General features: G+C 41.2%; 15 protein-coding genes. All 15 read right to left on the bottom strand.

What is annotated here, in order from left to right:
* Window positions 1-93: 93 nt before the first annotated feature.
* Complete coding sequence (locus A3Q34_RS13875; RefSeq protein ID WP_070375890.1) at window positions 94-2592, bottom strand: EAL domain-containing protein; 2499 nt, start codon at window positions 2590-2592, stop codon at window positions 94-96.
* Window positions 2593-2642: 50 nt separating this feature from the next.
* Window positions 2643-2906 (bottom strand): ATPase domain-containing protein, encoded by a 264-nt coding sequence (locus A3Q34_RS21105; protein ID WP_197517594.1) that lies wholly within the window; start codon window positions 2904-2906, stop codon window positions 2643-2645.
* Window positions 2903-4156: a circadian clock protein KaiC gene (gene kaiC / locus A3Q34_RS13870; RefSeq protein WP_197517593.1), complete on the bottom strand. Its 1254-nt coding sequence runs from the start codon at window positions 4154-4156 to the stop codon at window positions 2903-2905. Before kaiC ends, A3Q34_RS21105 begins: the two co-directional genes overlap by 4 nt.
* On the bottom strand, window positions 4153-4464 hold the full coding sequence (gene kaiB / locus A3Q34_RS13865) for a circadian clock protein KaiB (RefSeq protein WP_070375889.1): 312 nt from the start codon (window positions 4462-4464) through the stop codon (window positions 4153-4155). Before kaiB ends, kaiC begins: the two co-directional genes overlap by 4 nt.
* Window positions 4465-4512: 48 nt before the next feature.
* Window positions 4513-5316: a response regulator gene (locus tag A3Q34_RS13860; protein ID WP_070375888.1), complete on the bottom strand. Its 804-nt coding sequence runs from the start codon at window positions 5314-5316 to the stop codon at window positions 4513-4515.
* Entirely contained in the window at window positions 5313-5942 is a 630-nt protein-coding gene (locus A3Q34_RS13855; RefSeq protein WP_070375887.1) for a chemotaxis protein CheB, read from the bottom strand. The genes A3Q34_RS13860 and A3Q34_RS13855 overlap by 4 nt, the downstream gene beginning before the upstream one ends.
* On the bottom strand, window positions 5939-6793 hold the full coding sequence (locus tag A3Q34_RS13850; RefSeq protein WP_070375886.1) for a CheR family methyltransferase: 855 nt from the start codon (window positions 6791-6793) through the stop codon (window positions 5939-5941). The genes A3Q34_RS13855 and A3Q34_RS13850 overlap by 4 nt, the downstream gene beginning before the upstream one ends.
* On the bottom strand, window positions 6790-11433 hold the full coding sequence (locus A3Q34_RS13845) for a PAS domain S-box protein (RefSeq protein ID WP_070375885.1): 4644 nt from the start codon (window positions 11431-11433) through the stop codon (window positions 6790-6792). Before A3Q34_RS13845 ends, A3Q34_RS13850 begins: the two co-directional genes overlap by 4 nt.
* Window positions 11434-12404: 971 nt before the next feature.
* Window positions 12405-13925: a glycerol-3-phosphate dehydrogenase gene (gene glpD, locus A3Q34_RS13840; protein WP_070375884.1), complete on the bottom strand. Its 1521-nt coding sequence runs from the start codon at window positions 13923-13925 to the stop codon at window positions 12405-12407.
* Window positions 13926-14199: 274 nt separating this feature from the next.
* Entirely contained in the window at window positions 14200-14958 is a 759-nt protein-coding gene (locus A3Q34_RS13835; protein WP_070375883.1) for a DeoR/GlpR family transcriptional regulator, read from the bottom strand.
* A 612-nt stretch (window positions 14959-15570) separates the two neighbouring features.
* On the bottom strand, window positions 15571-15924 hold the full coding sequence (gene rplS, locus A3Q34_RS13830) for a 50S ribosomal protein L19 (RefSeq protein ID WP_070375882.1): 354 nt from the start codon (window positions 15922-15924) through the stop codon (window positions 15571-15573).
* A gap of 37 nt (window positions 15925-15961) precedes the next feature.
* On the bottom strand, window positions 15962-16783 hold the full coding sequence (trmD, locus tag A3Q34_RS13825) for a tRNA (guanosine(37)-N1)-methyltransferase TrmD (protein WP_269447151.1): 822 nt from the start codon (window positions 16781-16783) through the stop codon (window positions 15962-15964).
* Window position 16784: 1 nt separating this feature from the next.
* Window positions 16785-17315 carry a ribosome maturation factor RimM gene (gene rimM, locus A3Q34_RS13820; RefSeq protein ID WP_070375881.1) on the bottom strand — a complete coding sequence of 177 codons (531 nt, stop codon included), beginning with the start codon at window positions 17313-17315 and terminating at the stop codon, window positions 16785-16787.
* A 26-nt stretch (window positions 17316-17341) separates the two neighbouring features.
* Window positions 17342-17590: a 30S ribosomal protein S16 gene (rpsP, locus tag A3Q34_RS13815; protein ID WP_070375880.1), complete on the bottom strand. Its 249-nt coding sequence runs from the start codon at window positions 17588-17590 to the stop codon at window positions 17342-17344.
* A 208-nt stretch (window positions 17591-17798) separates the two neighbouring features.
* Entirely contained in the window at window positions 17799-19190 is a 1392-nt protein-coding gene (ffh, locus tag A3Q34_RS13810; RefSeq protein ID WP_070375879.1) for a signal recognition particle protein, read from the bottom strand.
* Window positions 19191-19222 lie beyond the last annotated feature (32 nt).

Raw genomic sequence — 19222 nt, 5'->3', positions numbered from 1 at the left:
GTAAACTTAACACTTTAACGTGTTAAGTTTATTGAGCTACGTACTAGCAGTAACATATAGTGTATAGCTCAACGTGGTTTCGATATACTACGACTAAGTAAGTGCTGCTATAGTCTTGTGCCATTGTTGCTCTTGCGCTTGCCAATTATTTGCCGCTATAGCAGGAGAAACCAAGTAACCTTGAAAGTGCTTGCAACCATATAGGCTTAAAAGCTCAAATTGTCGCATAGTTTCAACACCTTCAGCGATAATACGCATTTCTAAGGAATGCCCAAGATCAATAATTGATTGTAAAATGGCAAGATTTCTGGAGTTTTTTTCCATCTCCCAAACAAATTCGCAATCGATTTTTAACTTACTAATTTGTGGATATTTCAGCAGATACACCATCGAAGAATAGCCAACGCCAAAATCGTCAAGCGCAATACCTACGCCCATTTCACTCAGTAATGTTAGATTTTTTGATGTTTCAATAACATTTGAAACTAACATGCCCTCGGTTATTTCAATTTCTAGGCTATCGTAGCTAAGACCCGCGTATTCTATTTGCTCATTGACGTAAGCCGGTAATCTAGGATCCTGCAAGGTCGGCGCCGACAGATTGACCGCCACATAGAACTTTCGCTGATGTCTGAGTTGCCATGCTTTCGCCATGGCTAAGCCTTGGGTTATCGCCCATAACTCTACTTCTCTAAAGTCCATCTTCGACAAGGCGGATAAAAAGCTACCAGGATATAGTAATCCCCTCTTCGGATGGTTCCAGCGAAGCAACGCTTCTGCACCTATGATGCCATTAGCGTCGAATTGTGGTTGAAAATAGAGCACGAATTGCTTTTCTTTAATCGCAATTTTAAGGTCTTTATCTAGTTCGCGTGCCTCTAGTGTTAGCTGATGGATAGACTCGTCGAAAAACTGGAACTGATTACGCCCCTCAGACTTACCGCGCAATAAAGCAGCATCAGCGTTTGCCAGTAGATCATCTAAGGTCAAACCATCTTTAGGAAAAATAGCAATACCACAACTGGCCGTAATAGAACATTCATTATTAGCAACAATAAATGGCGACTGCATCCGGAGAGTTATTTTTTCAGCAACCGCCATTGCCGCCTCTATGGTATCGAGATTGTTAACTACCACAACAAACTCGTCACCACCAAGGCGAGCGACGATATCGGTTTCTCTTAAACTGTCTTTAATACGTTGTGCACTTTCCACCAGTACATTATCACCCGCTTTGTGGCCATGAGTATCATTGATCAATTTGAACTTATCTAGGTCGAGCATCATCACCGCCATATATTTACCGGTGCGTTTTACCCTTTTAAGTTCGTCTGTAAATTGTTCAAAGAGTAAGGTGCGATTAGCAAGTCCAGTCAGTGGATCCGTATGGGCGAGATAAATCATTTTTAACTCGGCCTGCTTGCGCTCGGTAATATCGCTAACCATGATCAGCTTTGCTGCTTGGCCATTCCAGAAACATTTTACGCAGTGGAGTTCGCCAATGCCAGGCGCTTTATCCTGGCGAAAGATATCAACCTCAGTGAACTCACTATCAATCAGTGGTAAGCCGAAATGTTCTCCAACAAAATTTTCTGCTGAACGTTGAAAAATTATCTCTGCAGATGCGTTTACATACTCGACATTACCTTCTTCACACAGCACTATGATCGCATCGACGCTGCGCGCTACAATTTCTCTAAAGCTAGCACTAGTATCTGACAAAGCCTTTTCAACTTTACTGCGCGCGGTGATATCAGTGATGGCAGCCAAAAAACCCTGCACTCGTCCTGATTCATCAAAATTAGGCACCACGTTCAAATGTATATGAGTTATGCCCTTGCTTGATTTAGATACAGCCATATCAAAATCAAGCGTCTCACCTTCCAGCACCATATCCATATAAGGCTCTAACTGGATAAAACCCGACACACCAAAGACATCACGGGTATGCATACCAATCATGTCCTTGGCTTTATAATCATAACACTTGGCATAATAGTGGTTTACAAACACATAGCGTTTTTCTTTATCAATATGGGCAATCATAACGGGCACATGATCGGTAACAAATTGTAATTGTTGCTCGTGGAGTAATTTTTCCTTCCGGCACTGGTCAATTTCAAGGAATTGCAAGACTTTGGCTATTAGTACTTTGGGTAAGTAAGGCTTAACAATGTAATCTATATCGAAAGCATTATGCTCGTTGAACATACGTTGCTCATCAGCCTTATTCGCACTTAGGAAAATAATCGGAATAGATAGGCTGGAGTTAGCACCACGCAAGTGAGTGGCAAGTTCATATCCGTCCATACCGGGCATCATTACGTCTAAAATAGCGAGTCCGAAGTTATGGTCGAGCGAAGCCGTAAGCGCATTATTACCGTTGGTCGCTTCAACAATATCAACATCCAACCCTTTCAAAACTTGCCGCAAAGCGAACAAGTTTTGTGGGCGGTCGTCTACGATGAGAATTTTTGGCTTCTCCATTACCGACGCGACACCTTTGTTAACCGCCGTTTTTGTTAACGACGGCTTATCACGCCAATTCTCGGCATCGGCTGTTAAACAAGCAGCGGTTGATTTATCTCTCATCACACAGATTTCCTTTATTTCTCATCACGTTATCTCCTTTATTTCTGGTCTTATTCCTTAAACAGCGTAGCAAGACGATCAGAGTCATCTTGTGGAATCTGCACTGGATTACCCGCTAATATGCCGGAAATACCATGAAACTGAGCACCAATATGCATACCTTCGTCATTAATCTGATACTCACGAATGCCCTTGTCATGCTTCGAACCACGCATTTTTAACACCAATACGCCACGGCGAATTTCGCCAAACATTTCAACATAACGCAATAAAATGATAGTATCGGTAATGGTGGAAATATGCTCATCTGTCACCGAGCCCCCCCCATCAAAGATGAGGTGGTAGAGGAAAACAAGCCAACGATCTGCTTCTTTTTAACAAAAGAAGTAATACCGATAACAAATTCACGAAAAGCTTTGCCATTGGTCACTCGCTCTAGTGCTGATAAACTGTCAACGGCGATTCGGGTTGGTTTATAGTCGATAATCTCTTTTTTCATCAATAATAGATGGTCCTCCATTGACATCGACTCAGGATAACGACAGATAATCTTAAGCTTGCCTTCTTGCTCAAGCTTTTCAAAGTTAATGCCCCAACCAGCAGCATTTCGGGTCAGCTGTTCACGACTCTCCTCGTAAGCAAAATATAAGGCACGTTCATTAGGCCCTTGATTGGCGATAGCAAACATTGCAATGAGCAAGGTTTTTCCGCAACCTGTCCCCCCAGAAAGCAAAATAATAGAGTCGCGGTAATAACCACCACCACACATTTCATCAAGCACTGCATTGCCTGATGAGACACGATCTGTTGAGGATTTCTGATCGAGTGCAGTTTCAGCCAGTGGGATCACTACGATACCCTCGTCAGTAGTAATAGAAAATGGGAACTCCCCCTTGTGATGGAAACTGCCACGAAATTTGAGAATTTCAATAGTACGGCGTCGTCTTTCCTCAACCAATACATTACGTAAAATCAGTACATTATCAGCGGCGAATTCCTCAACACCAAAGCGAGCCAAAGCGCCGTATTCTTCAACTCTCTCAGCAGTAACAATGGCTGTAACACTTAACTTTTTTAGGTCCATAAAGACCCGGTGCAGTTCTCGACGGACAACTTCCATTGCGGTAAATTGACTAAAAACACTGCCTAAGGAGTCAACCGAAAGTCGCTGAGCATTGACCTTTTTAACAGCGTAGCCAATCCGCGCCACTAATGCGCACAGGTCAAAATCAGTACCTATTTGAATATCAATCTGTTCGGTTTGTGGACTAGCATCGACAAAGACTAACTTGCCATCAGTGATGTATTGTTCAAGGTCCCAGCCAAAGCCAATAACATTGCGGATAATATCCTGTGGTGACTCTTCAAAGGTGACAAAGACCCCACTCTCTCCCTTACGAATACCCTCAACCAGAAACTGAACCGCTAACAAAGTTTTAGAGCTACCTGACGTGCCCACGACCAAAGTTGTTCTGTGCTTAGGCAGTCCGCCAAAGGCGATATGATCAAAACCACTTATACCTGTGGTAATTTTTTCCATAGCTTTCATTGCTGATGAGCTCATGACTCTACTTCCTTTTTGATAATATTGTCATTTTTCACAATGACAATATCGAGACCAAGTAACACTTTCTCTGATTCGCTCATATCACCTATGACTCTTCTTAAAGGTTCAGGGAGTACTTTCACTAAGGTAGGGGTCGCAACTATTTTCTGTTCTTCGGCAAGCTGAGGGTGCTCCATGACATCAATCACATCAATCACATAATCGCCATAAAGCTCGTCCTCACAAATTCGGGTAAGGTTATGAATAGCTAATTCCGAGCGAGCCGTTTTTCCAGTTATGTACAATTTTAGGGCGAATGTTTTCATGGGTTTTCCTTGGTTTAATATTAACTTTGCAATGTTTGGCTTCAATTTTTATTCTTGGCTATTACTGCGATAATAAGTCGCTAGATAACCCATTAATTCAAGTACTACAAAGCGACCTTCTTCGATAATAGCTTTTGATTTTAGCGGTGGTGCATTTTGGGTTTTTTTTGCCAGCGTTACCGAATGTAATTCTGCAACGTCTCGGGCACTGGCAAATAACTTGCCGAGCTCCTCAGCTAATGCCCAAAGGTTTTTGCCAATGGGATGCCCTGACTGTAGGATCAAATTTTCAACCGCTTGTTCGAGTGTTTCGCCATAACGCTGGGCTAAGGTATCAAAGATAAATTGATCGGAGATAGCAAGAGGAATCGACGCGTTATTGCTGTTAGTGGTGGGTACTGCAGGTATATTAGCCAAGGCATAGCGCCGTTCCAGCTCGTCACGTAAATTCTCTGCCCATTCTTCTCTGTAGCGGTCCATTTCAAGAAATAGCCTCACTTTACCCAGCAATATTTCCGGCACAATAGGCTTAACTATGTAATCAATACCGCCCACTTCATACCCCTTAAACACGTCATGTTCGTCGGTATGCGCGGCTGACACAAAAATAATAGGGGTTAATTTAGTTTTCTCGTCGCCACGCAAATACGTGGCAAGCTCATAGCCGTCCATACCCGGCATCATAATGTCTAAAATAGCTAAAGAAAAACGATGTTCAAGGGTTGCAGCAAGAGCATCGTTGCCATTAGTAACAGCAATTATCTCAGTATCGATATCGCCTAAAACCTGCCGAAGAGCGATGAGGTTTTCCTTGCGGTCGTCAACAATCAGAATTTTTTGTTTCTCAGTCATTTACGTAAATCCTTTACTGCTAATTTTCGGTCTAATGACAACCGCTTCGGCTGATAATTTCCCAATGAAACTAACGCCATTAAACGCTTGCCAATAGACTCAGTGTTCAAAACTTCATTCACTGCCCCTGCGGTAATAGCCGCCTGAGGCATAATCGGGCTTTCGGCGCTAGCTGGTTCCTGAACTAGTGTAAAGCCACCAGCCTGGTGCACAGCTAACATGCCTTGCATGCCATCGCGGTTTGCGCCTGAAAGGAGAATGGCAATAACTTGTGCTTGCCAAGCACGTGCGCCACTTTCAAACAAAACATCAATGGAAGGCCGTGACCAATTTATTTTTTCATCCACCGAAAGCACAATACTGCCATCGCGCTCCATTAACATGTGGTAATTGGCCGGAGCGGTATAAATAAAGCCGGGCAACATAACTTGTTTGTCGCATGGCTCAATAACAGTAAGTTGAGTTTCACGGGCAAGGTGTTCGGAAAAACCCTCACTGTCGTTAGCATGTAAATGTAAAACAACCAATATCGGCAAGGGGAAGTCTGCTGGTAACATGCCAATTAAGCTAGCAAGCGCATTAAAGCCTCCGGTAGAGCCACCAATTACAACGACTTGATAACTCATATTCTGTCCTGCTTACGATAGACTTTCGCTTTTTCGTCAACCACTTCGAAGCGGGTATTAACCTTAGAAAAGCTGATATCTTCTTTAGTGCCAAGACAAAGAAATCCGCCATGTACTAAGCTGTCAGTAAACAATCCCAGCGCGCGGTTTTGTAATTCTGGATTAAAGTAAATCAGGACATTTCGACAAAAAATCAAATGCATTTCACCAAAGACGCTATCGGTAGCAAGATTATGAGTGGAAAATACGATTCGCTCTTTCAGCGCTGCATCCATCGCAGCCGCGTTATAACGAGCATGATAATAATCTGAAAATGAAGCATTGCCACCAGCACGCTGATATCTCAGTGTGGCTTCGCGCAACGCAGCCATCTCGTAGATGCCTTCGTTCGCTTTATCAATAGCCTCTTCACTAATATCGGTGGCATAGATCGTTGTGCGATCGTATATCCCCTCTTCTTTAAGTATGATAGCTAGCGAATAGACTTCCTCACCAGTAGCGCAACCCGCATGCCATATTTTGATATGTGGCCAGGTTTTTAGCAGTGGCACCACTTGCTCTCGTACCAAGCGATAGACGAAAGAATCACGGAATAACTCTGTTACCAAGACAGAAAAGTAACTGATGAATTCGGCAAAAAACTCACGGTCGCTAAGCAACTTCGGCATAATTTCAGAGATCGAAACGCAATTTTTGCTGGCAATAAACAGACGAATACGGCGTTCGATCGAAGCGCGGGCATAAGAACGAAAGTCATAACCGTGGTGCTGATAAATATCTTCCAATAATCGGTCAATTTCTATTTTCTCTGTCTCGATAGTATTCACGACTTCTGTACGTTGCTTAGTCATAAAGTTCCTTGGTATAGCCATACTCTGATCATCGACACTAATTGATCCGCCTCTACAGGCTTAGACAAGTAATCGTTCGCTCCAGCGACCAAGCATTTTTGACGATCCTCGGGCATTGCTTTGGCGGTAAGTGCGATGATAGGCAACTTTTGGAATTGCTCCTGACTGCGAATTCGTTCCATGGTGGTGTACCCATCCATTACCGGCATCATAATATCCATTAGCACTAAGTCTACGTCCGGTTGCTCACTAAGTAGACGCAAAGCGCGCTCACCATTCTCTGCTTTAAGCGGCTTCATACCACGGTCGGTCAGCAAACGCGCCATCGCAAAGGTCGTTCGCATATCGTCATCGACGATAAGGACTTTTTTGTCACGCAGAACTTCGTCGGTATCATAAAGATCTTGAATAGCTTTTCTTTTCGTCGCTGGTATTTCATCGACTACTCGATGAAGGAATAGCGAGACTTCATCGAGTAACCGTTCTTGGGAACGGCCATCTTTAATGACAATGCTCTGTGTGTGTTCGCGCAGCGTTTCTTCTTCTGTCCGCGTCAATTCGCGAGCCGTTGAAACAACTATCGGTGGCAACTCTACGCCTTCAGCTTCTAATATCTCGAGCACAGAAGGACCGTCCATATCGGGTAACTTGAGATCGAGCACCACACAATTGTAGTGTTTATTTCGCAGTGCTTGCAGAGCTTCAGCGCCAGTTTCTGCCACATCGACAACTATGTCATCACTCGCGATCAGATCAACTGTCTGTTGCGATATGACAGGGTCATCTTCGACCACTAACACTCGCTTATGAGCACTCGAATAAGTTGTTTGTAGTTTACTGAGAATCGATTCGATATCTTCCTGTCTCAGCGGCTTAGTTGTAAAGCCAATAGCGCCATTGCCTAATGACTTGGTGTTAGAGTCAACACTAGTGTCTTTGGCTGAAACAATATGCACAGGTATGTGGCGAGTATTAATATCATCCTTTAAGGTTGCAAGTACACTCCAACCATCAATACCTGGTAGCTCGATGTCGAGAATGATTGCGCTCGGCTGATGTATAGATGCTAGTTCCAGACCGACTTCACCGCTAGGTGCCGTCAGACACTTAAAGCCCTTATTGCCGCATCTTTCAGAAAGAATTTTAGCAAATTTCAAGTCATCTTCGATAATAAGCATCACTTTATCACTTACAGAAAGATGCTCACGATCGCCACTAACAGTCTTGCTTTGTGGAACTGACCTATGGCCTATGGTTGACCATTCATTGCTACCGCTTACTGGTGACTTCTCAGTGTCAGATGTTATGTCATTTTTTGTTATCTCTAGCGTTAATGGCAGATAAAGCGTAAACACTGAACCTTGTTCTAGTTCACTTTCCAATTGAATTTCGCCATTAAGCAACATAGCAAGCTCTCTCGAGATTGACAGCCCTAGACCAGTACCACTATATTTTCTCGCCGTGCCGCCATCGGCTTGCTGGAATGCTTGGAAAATAACCATTTGCTGTTTAAGTTCAATGCCAATACCAGTATCTTTTACTGAGATAGCAAGACAGCAATCGTTATCGAGACCACTGCGTGATAAATTAGTATTCGCTGCAGGTTTACCAAAGCTAATGACCACTCCGCCACGTTCAGTAAACTTAAGGGCATTGGATAACAAGTTACGTATTACCTGTTCTACTCGGGTGCGATCGCTAAAAATTTCAATCGGCGCATCTGGCTCAATAACTACTTTTAGGTCCAGTCCCTTGTCAGTAGCCATATGTTCGAATGATGAACGAATTCTCCCGGCAAGTTCTTCGACACGCACATTACTCGTTGAAAGGTTCATTTTACCGGCTTCGATTTTTGATAAATCGAGAATGTCATTAATCAATGTCAGCAAGTCGCCACCACTGCCGTAAATAATTTTCGCTGACTCGACTTGCTCCTCGGTGAGGTTTCCTTCCTTATTTCGCTCCAAGCCTTGTGCCAGTAATAACAGACTATTAAGCGGCGTGCGCAATTCATGTGACATGTTAGCCAGAAATTCAGATTTATACTTACTCGCTAAAGCCAATTCACTCGCTTTCTCTTCGATGCTCTTACGCGCTCGTTCCACTTCCTGTTTCTGGCGTTGCAATAACACGTTTTTTTCTTCAAGCTCTTCATTGGTAACTTGCAGCTCTTCCTGCTGAGTCTGGAGCTTTTCCTCAGATAATTTGACGCGACGCGATTGCTCTAAGAGTTCTTCGTTAGCGACTTTCAGTTCTTTTTGTTGTTGCTGAAGTTCATCTGACTGGCGCTGTGTTTCTTTTAATAATTCTTTTTGTCGCTCTCTAGAACGTGCCGTTTGGATAGCGATACCTATACCTAAAGCCGTACTGTTGAGAAATTCACGCTGCAACTCTGACAAAGGCGCTAACGAAGCCAATTCAATAACACTTTCTACTTTTTCATCAAAGAATATCGGCATCGCCAGCACGCTCTTTGGCACTATTTGACCGAGCGACGAACCAACAAGCACATAGTCATCGGGGACATTGTTTAACACAATGGCTTTGCGCCCAGCAGCAGCTTGACCGACCAAACCTTCGCCTAAAGCGAATATGTCAGGCACGCCAGCATGAGTGCGGTAAGCAAATCGTCCACTTAATTTAAATGACTCATCTTCAAGAAGAAACAGCGCCCCTACTTGCGCACCGACACGTTCGGCAACACAGGTAATAATATCGTTGGCCAGTTTTACAACGTTTTTTTCACCTTGCATACGCTCACTGAGCATACGTTGGCCTTCACCAATCCAGTTCTGGCGTTCAAGAATTTTCGATTGTGCAACAATTTCTGCTTCCGCCTGCTTTTGCTCTGTGACGTCGCGAGCGGCTGCGAAAACTCCGAGTACTTTACCATTGACGTCTTTATAGACCGACGCATTGTAAAGTACGTCTATCAAGCGGCTGTCTTTATTGCGAATCGTTAATGGATAGTCAGTTACAGAACCTTTAGCGAATACCCGCAAGTAACCTTCACGCGCTTTTTCGGGTTCAGTGAAGTAATTCGAAAAATCGGTACCAATCAGCTCTTCGCGCTCAACACCCGTAACTTCGATAGTGGCTTCATTAACATCGGTTATCTTGCCATCTGGACTGATCGTCACTAAAGGATCGACGCTCGCCTCGATTAGGCTTCGGGCGTATTGTGAAGCTTGTTTTTGTTCGGTAACATCACGCGCAGATGCAAACACGCCGAGCACATCACCGTTAACATCTTTATAAACAGATGCATTGTAAAGTACATCAACTAAGCGGCCATCACTATTGCGAATAGTCAACGGATAATCGGTAACAAAGCCTCGAGCAAATACCTGCAGATAACCTTCACGCGCTTTCTCTGGTTCAGTAAAGTAATTAGAAAAATCAGTACCAATCAGTTTATCGCGTGCTGCACCGGTGACCTTAGCTGTCGCTTCGTTAACATCAGTAATTTTTCCGTCTGGGCTGATGGTTACCAGCGGATCTAAACTGGCTTCAATTAGACTACGAGAATATTGTGATGCTTGCTTTTGCTCGGTAACATCGCGCGCTGAGGCAAAGACGCCAAGCACATTGCCATTCACGTCTTTATAGACGGAGGCGTTATAGAGCACATCAACCAGACGACCATCACTATTACGGATAGTTAGTGGATAATCGGTAACAAATCCTTTCGCAAAAACCTGCTGGTAACCTTCACGCGCTTGTTCTGGCTCAGTAAAATAATTAGAAAAATCAGTACCAATTAAATCATTGCGCGCGGCGCCCGTCACTTTAGCTGTCGCCTCGTTCACGTCGGTTATTTTGCCATCAGGACTAATTGTAACCAGCGGATCTAAGCTAGCCTCGATTAAACTACGGGCATATTGCGATGCTTGTTTTTGCTCGGTAACATCACGCGCAGCAGCAAAAACACCAAGCACATTACCATTAACATCTTTATAGACAGAGGCGTTGTAAAGCATATCGACCAAACGTGCGTCTTTATTGCGGATGGTCAACGGATAATCAGTGACAAAGCCTTTAGCAAATACTTGCTGATAACCTTCACGTGCTTTATTTGGCTCTGTAAAGTAATTCGAAAAATCGGTACCGATAAGTTTATTACGCGCTGTACCCGTTACTTTAGCGGTCGCTTCATTAACATCGGTGATTTTACCGTCAGGGCTAATAGTAACTAGCGGGTCAAGACTGGCTTCAATTAAACTACGTGCGTATTGCGAAGCTTGCTTTTGTTGTGTGACATCTCGAGCAGCGGCGAAAACACCGAGTACTTTGCCATCAACATCTTTGTAAACCGAAGCGTTATATAGGACATCGACTAGACGAGCGTCTTTATTGCGTATGGTGAGCGGGTAATCGGTGACAAAGCCCTTAGCAAAAACCTGTAGGTAGCCTTCTCTGGCTTTCTCAGGCTCGGTAAAATAAACCGAAAAATCAGTACCGATAAGATTATTACGGTTAACACCCGTGACTTTAATAGTCGCCTCGTTAACATCGGTTATTTTACCATCTGGGCTGATGGTAACCAGCGGATCAAGGCTGGCTTCGATTAAGCTTCGTGTGTAAACATTTTTGTCTACTTTTTGCTGAGAGCCTAAGGCAGGATTGTTAATCTTGCTCATATAAAAGTAACCATGATGACTCCATCGATAATTTAAAAAATATAATGCGTTTATGTTTTGGAGTTCATCGTCTAAATTAAGCCGCAAAACCTATTAATTTGAATCTCTAATGATTAATTTGCACCTAGCCATATTAATGGTGATTTTTTTCGAACCTGTATTCTAAAATTCAAAATTACCACACTAAAAAATAACAGCACAAATGTACAACAATCTGTATTTTGGCCACGGTAACATCATTATATTTGAATTAACAGAAACATTTACTTACATAAATAAAAGTCATTTTAGTAATTGTAAATACATTGTAAGTACGCTGTTATTAAGGAGATTTTTGGATTCTTCCTAAATAAAGTTATCTGAAGTAATACAATAAACAATAAAATTCCAACACAAAAATTAGCGGATAAGCTAACAAATAAAAGCAGGGGCAATACGTCACTTTGCTTAAGTGTAGAAATATTGTTGTCTTTAAAAGGTTAAATTTGCGTGATTAATTAAAGATAGGACAAGTACTAAACCACCTAAAACCATCAAGAAAGAAAGCAATAAATACCTTTATTGAGTGCTTAATAATATTGATATCGTTAATATTTCAACTTAATTATTCAAGCAGCTATAAAGTATCGCAACCTTATATTAAGCGGATAATATCGAATATTATTATTTTATTCTATTAGGGAAAACCCCTAGACGATAAGTGCTTTGACCATAATTAGTGCTATAAAATAAGCAGACAGTTTTGGGATAAGGCGTATGGGGTTTAAACCGATTGAACATGTTAAAAAAGGTTTTATATACGCTTTTTCTTGGTGTAATCTTAACCGTTACACTTTAATAACATGCTCTTAGAGTGTTATCTAACCACTTAATTTATCGTAGAAATACAGTACTGAGCTAACTCACTAAATTTGTCAAAGCGAGTACTGTATTTACAAAGACAGGAGGATATAACTAGGCTTTATTTGTTATCATTCAATGGTAGATGTAACTTTATTACTGGAATTAAATGTCGCTAAAAAATGTGCTAATCCAGATTTTTCTTTGGGAGTTAAATGTAGGCTAAGTTTGCTTCTGCGCCAAATAATATCTTCAAGATCAACAGCCCATTCTTGTTGAATTAAGTACTCTACCTCGCGTTGGTAAAGACCGGCACCAAAATACTCACCCATGCCTTCTAGTGAGTTAATTCCAGCCAAGATTTTATGACTTAACGTACCGTAAGAGCGAACATAACGCTTAATTATTTGACAGGGTAACCAGCTATATTGGCTTTGCAAGCTGGTTTGTAAATTGTGTTGATTGTCAAAGTCTCCCCCCGGTAAAGCCGTATCTGCTGTTATACATTCACCCGCATCGGGAAAATGATCAATAATTCCATTAACTGCAGCTTCAGATAATTTACGGTAAGTGGTAATTTTTCCACCAAACACTGACAGTAAGGGCGCTTTGCCATAAGGTGCATCTACTTCGAAAGTATAATCACGGGTTACCGCTGCAGGCGAATCTGATTCGTCATCGAGTAAGGGCCTAACACCTGAATAAGTCGCAATGATATCTTTGTTTGATATTTGGTGTTTAAAATGGCCATTAACTACCGAGATTAAATAGTCAGTTTCTTCTTTTGAAATACAAGCTGTCGCGGGATCGCCGATATGCTCTATATCGGTTGTTCCAATCAAAGAAAAGTCATCTTCATAAGGAATAACAAAGACAATACGTTTATCTTCATTCTGTAAAATATAAGCCTGCGACTCGTTATGAATACGCGGCACTATAATGTGGCTGCCTTTAATTAAACGAATTTTTTTAGGTGATGGCTTTTTTAATGCTTCATCGAAAATACTTGTTACCCATGGACCCGCTGCATTTACTAACGCTTTAGTTTTAACAAGCTGTTTATCCCCGGTGATATTGTCATTGAGTGTTACCTCCCAAATATCACCAACTCTTTTTGCATCTGAGCAACGAGTACGCGTCATAATATTCGCCCCTTTATCTCTGGCGGCGATGGCATTGAGAACCACCATCCGAGCATCATCAACCCATGCATCAGAGTATTCAAATCCCTTAGTGATTGTATCTACAACGGGACTATTTTTATCAAATTTAATTCCCTTTGAGCCCTTGAGTGTTGCTCGTTTAGCTAAGTTATCATACATAAATAAGCCAATTCTTATCATCCAAGAAGGGCGTAGGTGACTACGATGAGGTAAACGAAAACGTAAAGGCCATATGATATGGGGCGCATTTTTTAATAAGATCTCACGTTCAGCAAGCCCTTCTCGAACTAAGCGAAACTCATAGTACTCGAGATAACGTAAACCGCCATGAATAAGTTTACTGCTATTTGATGAGGTTGAGGAGGCAAGATCATTCATTTCACAAAGTAAAACATTTAACCCTCTACCTGTTGCATCAGCAGCAATGCCTGTACCGTTGATCCCCCCACCAATAACGAGTAAATCATAAATAACGCTTTGATCTTTCATATTGTTCCTTAGTTGCGACCAGAGGAAATTACTTTAGCCCTCACTATTTTGTCGCTTGCCTGTACTTAACGTTGATATTATTTGCTGAACAATACAACCAATGTGAAAACAAAGCAATAAAAACGAACATAAACGAACATACATTTATACTTTTATGGATAATTAAAGGATTGTTGATTAGAAAAATTTATTTAGCAAGTAGGGTTTAAACTAAACCTTAAGATAAGGCGCTATATATTGCTAACAGTTAGTGCTAATAAATAATGATTATAAATTAAACTAAATGTAAAGTGACGTTATGATCTGAAAGGATTTTCTGTATTTCATCAGGAGGTGGAGCATCGGTAAAAAAGTGATCTGCTTGATTAATATTACCTAAGCGTACCATAGCGTTACGACCAAATTTTGAGTGATCGGCCGCTAAAATCACTTGCCGTGAATTGGCAATAATAGCTTGAGCTACTCTAACTTCTCGGTAATCAAAATCTAAAAGTGAACCTTCGATATCAATACCACTGATGCCAATAATACCAAAGTCCATACGGAAATTTTTAATGAAGTCTTCCGTTGTTTCACCTATGACGCCGCCATCTCTATGGCGAACTTCGCCACCAGCAATAACAACAGAGAAATCTTCCTTGGCACCCAGTATAGAAGCAACATTTAAGTTATTCGTCACAATTTGAAGACCTTTATGGTCCAATAAGGCACGCGCAATGGTTTCTGTGGTTGTACCTATATTGATAAAAAGCGATGCTCCATTGGGGATCATGCGCACTAACTCAGCAGCAATTTTTTCCTTGGCATGAAGATCCATAATTTTTCGTGTTTGATAATCAGTATTGACAGTACTTGACTCAATGCCGGCACCACCATGATGACGTGAAATTTTTTGTACTTTAGCTAACTGATTAAGATCTCGGCGAACCGTTTGTGGGGTCACTTTAAAGTGTTCAACAAGTTCATCAATGCTGACAAAACCGCTTTTTTTAATCATCTCTAAAATTAACGCTTGTCGTTGCTGTTGTGTCATTAAACTTATACTTTATGAGTTAGATGTCGCTATTTTGCCACCTGCATCAACATAAGCAAACAAATTAACGAATAATATTTTTTATAATCGTTTAGTCGTCATATAGAAAGCACAAAATGAACATAAGTGAACTTAAATGAAAATTTAACAACGTATTTTAATTCCTCAGCACTGACGCCTATTTAGAAGCGCCCCCTGGTTAGAAATAACATTATTTATTATCCTTTGTTTTTAGATAACAGAAGTTTTTGTAACAGCGTTGATGAAGCTCGACAACAAAGTAAAAATCGTGAGCTAGCTTTTTACACCGTTAATAGCGACTATTGTCAAAATGAACCTATAGTAAGTAAAGTCAGTGAGCTTTAAATCTTCAGGAAAGTAATATGATCGTTAAACTAGGGTTTAACTCGTTCTTCTACGGTGAGAGGGTCGAACTAAAACCGACGGGTAAATAGCTTGTCAGTCATCTTGATTGGGTAAGAATATAATCAGCAGAACCAGTAAGATAGGTTACTGTATCCGAATATACACTAAAACAAAAAAAGCCTGAATAACGAATTATTCAGGCTTTTTTTATGCGTATTGCTAAAGCAAAACGGGCTTAAAAAGAGATTATCTTTTTGCCAATTTTTCTTTAATACGTGCTTTACGGCCAGATAGCTCGCGCAAGTAGTAAAGTTTAGCTTGACGTACATCACCGCGACGTTTGACTTCAATAGAGTCAACAATAGGGCTATGTGTCTGGAATACACGTTCTACACCAACACCGTTCGAGATTTTACGAACAGTGAATGCAGAATTGATGCCACGGCTTTTTATTGCAATAACTACACCTTCAAATGCTTGAAGACGTGATTTATCACCTTCTGTAACTTTTACTTGTACAACAACAGTGTCGCCTGGTGCGAATGCTGGTAAATCTGTTTTCATCTGCTCTTTTTCGAGCATATCAATAATGTTACTCATAATACCTTCTTCCTAGGGTTCACAGGCATCAACAAAATCATTTATTATCTTCTTTAATAGAAGCTAACATTTTCTTTTGTTCTGCTGTCAGAGCTAGGTTAGTTAATAGTTCTGGTCTTCTGGTCCATGTTCTTTCTAGTGACTTAAACATACGCCATTGCTTTATGTGTTCGTGATTACCACTTAATAGCACTTTAGGTACCGACATAGCTTCTATTGAAGTGTCGAGTACTTCTGGCCTTGTGTAATGAGGACAATCTAATAAACCCCCTGAGAAAGAATCTTGCTCAGCTGACTGATTATGTCCTAAAACACCGGGCACAAAACGTGCTATAGCATCGATCATGTTCATTGCGGGGAGTTCACCACCACTCAAAACATAATCACCGACAGACCATTCTTCGTCGATTTCCGACTCAATTAATCGTTCGTCTATGCCTTCATAACGCCCTGCTATAAATAGCAGCTTATTATGTTGTGCTAATTCGCGTACACCAGCTTGGTCGAGTTTACGTCCCTGCGGCGACAAATATATAACCTTGACTTGTTCTTTATCAGAACTACTATTATCACCTATCGCAGAATCTGCAGCGAAATTCGCAGCAGCTTTTGCAGCTTTAATAGCATCACGTAGCGGTTGCACCATCATTAACATGCCCGGACCACCGCCATAAGGACGGTCATCAACGGTTCTATGTTTATCGTGCGTAAAGTCTCTTGGATTCCACTTATGAAATTCAATTAACCCGTTACGGATCGCTCGGCCTGTCACCCCATACTCTGTAATGGCGTCAAACATTTCAGGAAAAAGGCTTATCACCCCATACCATCGTTTGTTTGTTAAAACACTATTACTCAAGTTAGAAACCTGGGTCCCAGTCAACACAAATTTGTTTATTTTCAGCACTAATTGATTTTACAACTTGTTCAAAAAGATACGGAATTAAACGCTCTTTTTGACCAAAGCCGTCATTACGATTAGCTTTAACAACCAGTACATCGTTAGCGCCAGTTTCTAAAATTTCAGAAACATGACCAAGGTCGTAACCTTTGTCAGTAACAACAGACATGCCGATCAAATCGCGCCAGTAAAACTCCCCGTCGGGCAATTCTGCTAGTGCGCTTTCGTTGACAAATATTTCTGATCCGACAAGCTTTTGGGCTATATCACGATCATCAATACCAGCAACATGAACAACGAGTCCGTTATTATGTTTGCGCCAATCAGATATATCGACTGATTGTATTTTATTCCCTAATTTTAGAGACCAAGGAAAATAGTCTAATATAGCTTCGGTTTCATCAGTGAACGAATGAATTTTCAACCAACCTTTGATACCGTAAACTGCGCCTACTTTACCTAAGATGACTTCTTTATTTATTTCTTCCACAACAACTCCTAAACCTACTAAATTAATTAAGCTGCTACTTGAGCGTCTTTAACTAACTTAGCCACACGATCAGATAAACCAGCACCCTGACCAACCCAATGGTTGATACGGTCTAGGTCTAAGCGTAATTTCTCAGCTTGACCTTCTGCTGTTGGGTTAAAAAAGCCAACTTTCTCGATGAAACGACCATCGCGAGAGTTACGGCTATCTGCAACAACAACCTGATAGAATGGACGCTTTTTGGCGCCGCCACGAGCTAAACGAATGGTTACCATATCGCCCTCTATTATTTAAAGTGTTAAAACGAATTTTCCAGACATTTCCTGACACCCTAGGTGACAGAAAAGCTCGCGTATTTTACGCTTCCTAGGATAAATAGCAAGTATAAAGATCGCCCAGTGCTAATGATAAACCTGAAACGACTAAAGACTAAAAGCAAAAAAGGTAGCGAACGCTACCTTTTGAAATTAAATATTGTTTATCTTAACGGCCAAACATCCCGCCACCTGGCCCACCACCTGCACCGCCTGGGGGCATCATACCTTTCATTGAACGCATCATTTTCTGCATGCCACCTTTACCTGACATTTTTTTCATCATTTTTTGCATTTGCATAAATTGTTTTAATAAACGATTCACATCTTGAATTTGAGTACCTGAACCTGCAGCAATTCTACGTTTTCTAGAACCTTTAATAATATCAGGACGCTCACGTTCACCTTTAGTCATAGAGCTAATAATAGCTTCCATTCGTAAGGTTAATTTATCATCCATTTGATCTTTAATTTTATCTGACATATTGCCCATACCTGGCAATTTGTCCATCATGCTAGTCATGCCACCCATGTTTTTCATTTGCACAAGTTGCTCACGAAAATCTTCTAAATCAAAACTTTTACCACTTTTAAATTTTTTGGCTAATTGCTCAGCTTTCTTCTTATCAACCTTTTGTTCAACTTCTTCGATTAAAGAAAGTACATCGCCCATACCAAGAATACGTGAGGCAATACGGTCAGGATGGAAAGGTTCTAATGCTTCAATTTTTTCGCCAACACCCATAAATTTAATAGGCTTGCCGGTAATATGGCGAATAGAAAGCGCAGCACCGCCTCGAGCGTCACCGTCAGTTTTGGTCAGTATGATACCGGTTAACGGTAAAGCGTCGCCAAAGGCTTTCGCTGTGTTTGCCGCATCTTGTCCCGTCATTGCATCAACGGTGAATAATGTTTCTATTGGATTAATAGCCGCATGTAGGTCCTGTATCTCAGTCATCATGTCTTTATCGACATGTAAACGACCCGCAGTATCAACAATTAATACATCAAATAAAAACTTTTTAGCATGTTCAATAGCTGCATTAGCAATATCTATTGGTTTTTGCGAAATATCACTTGGGAAAAATTCAATATTAATTTCGTTTGCTAATGTTTCTAGCTGTTTAATAGCAGCCGGACGATAAACATCGACACTGACGACTAATACCTTTTTCTTTTCACGCTCTGTTAAGTATTTTGATAACTTTGCCACAGAGGTTGTTTTACCCGCCCCTTGTAAACCTGCCATTAATACAATGGCTGGCGGAGCCGCTTTTAAATTAAGGGTCTCGTTGACTTCACCCATAGCGTGTTCAAGTTCTTTTTGAACAATTTTTACGAAGACTTGTCCTGGAGTAAGACTTTTAGAGACATCTTGACCAACCGCGCTCTCTTTTACTTTAGCGATAAAATCACGAATAACCGGTAAGGCAACATCCGCTTCAAGAAGTGCCATACGCACTTCACGTAATGTTTCTTTAATGTTGTCTTCTGTTAATCGGCCACGGCCGCTGATATTTTTTAACGTTTTCGTTAAACGATCGGAAAGATTCTCAAACATGTATGACTCTATATTGTGCTGAATATAAAAAT

The organism is Colwellia sp. PAMC 20917 (genome assembly GCF_001767295.1).
Taxonomy (GTDB): domain Bacteria; phylum Pseudomonadota; class Gammaproteobacteria; order Enterobacterales; family Alteromonadaceae; genus Colwellia_A.
The sequence above is the reverse complement of the archived record's forward strand: the minus strand, read 5'-3'. Positions and strand labels throughout refer to the sequence as shown.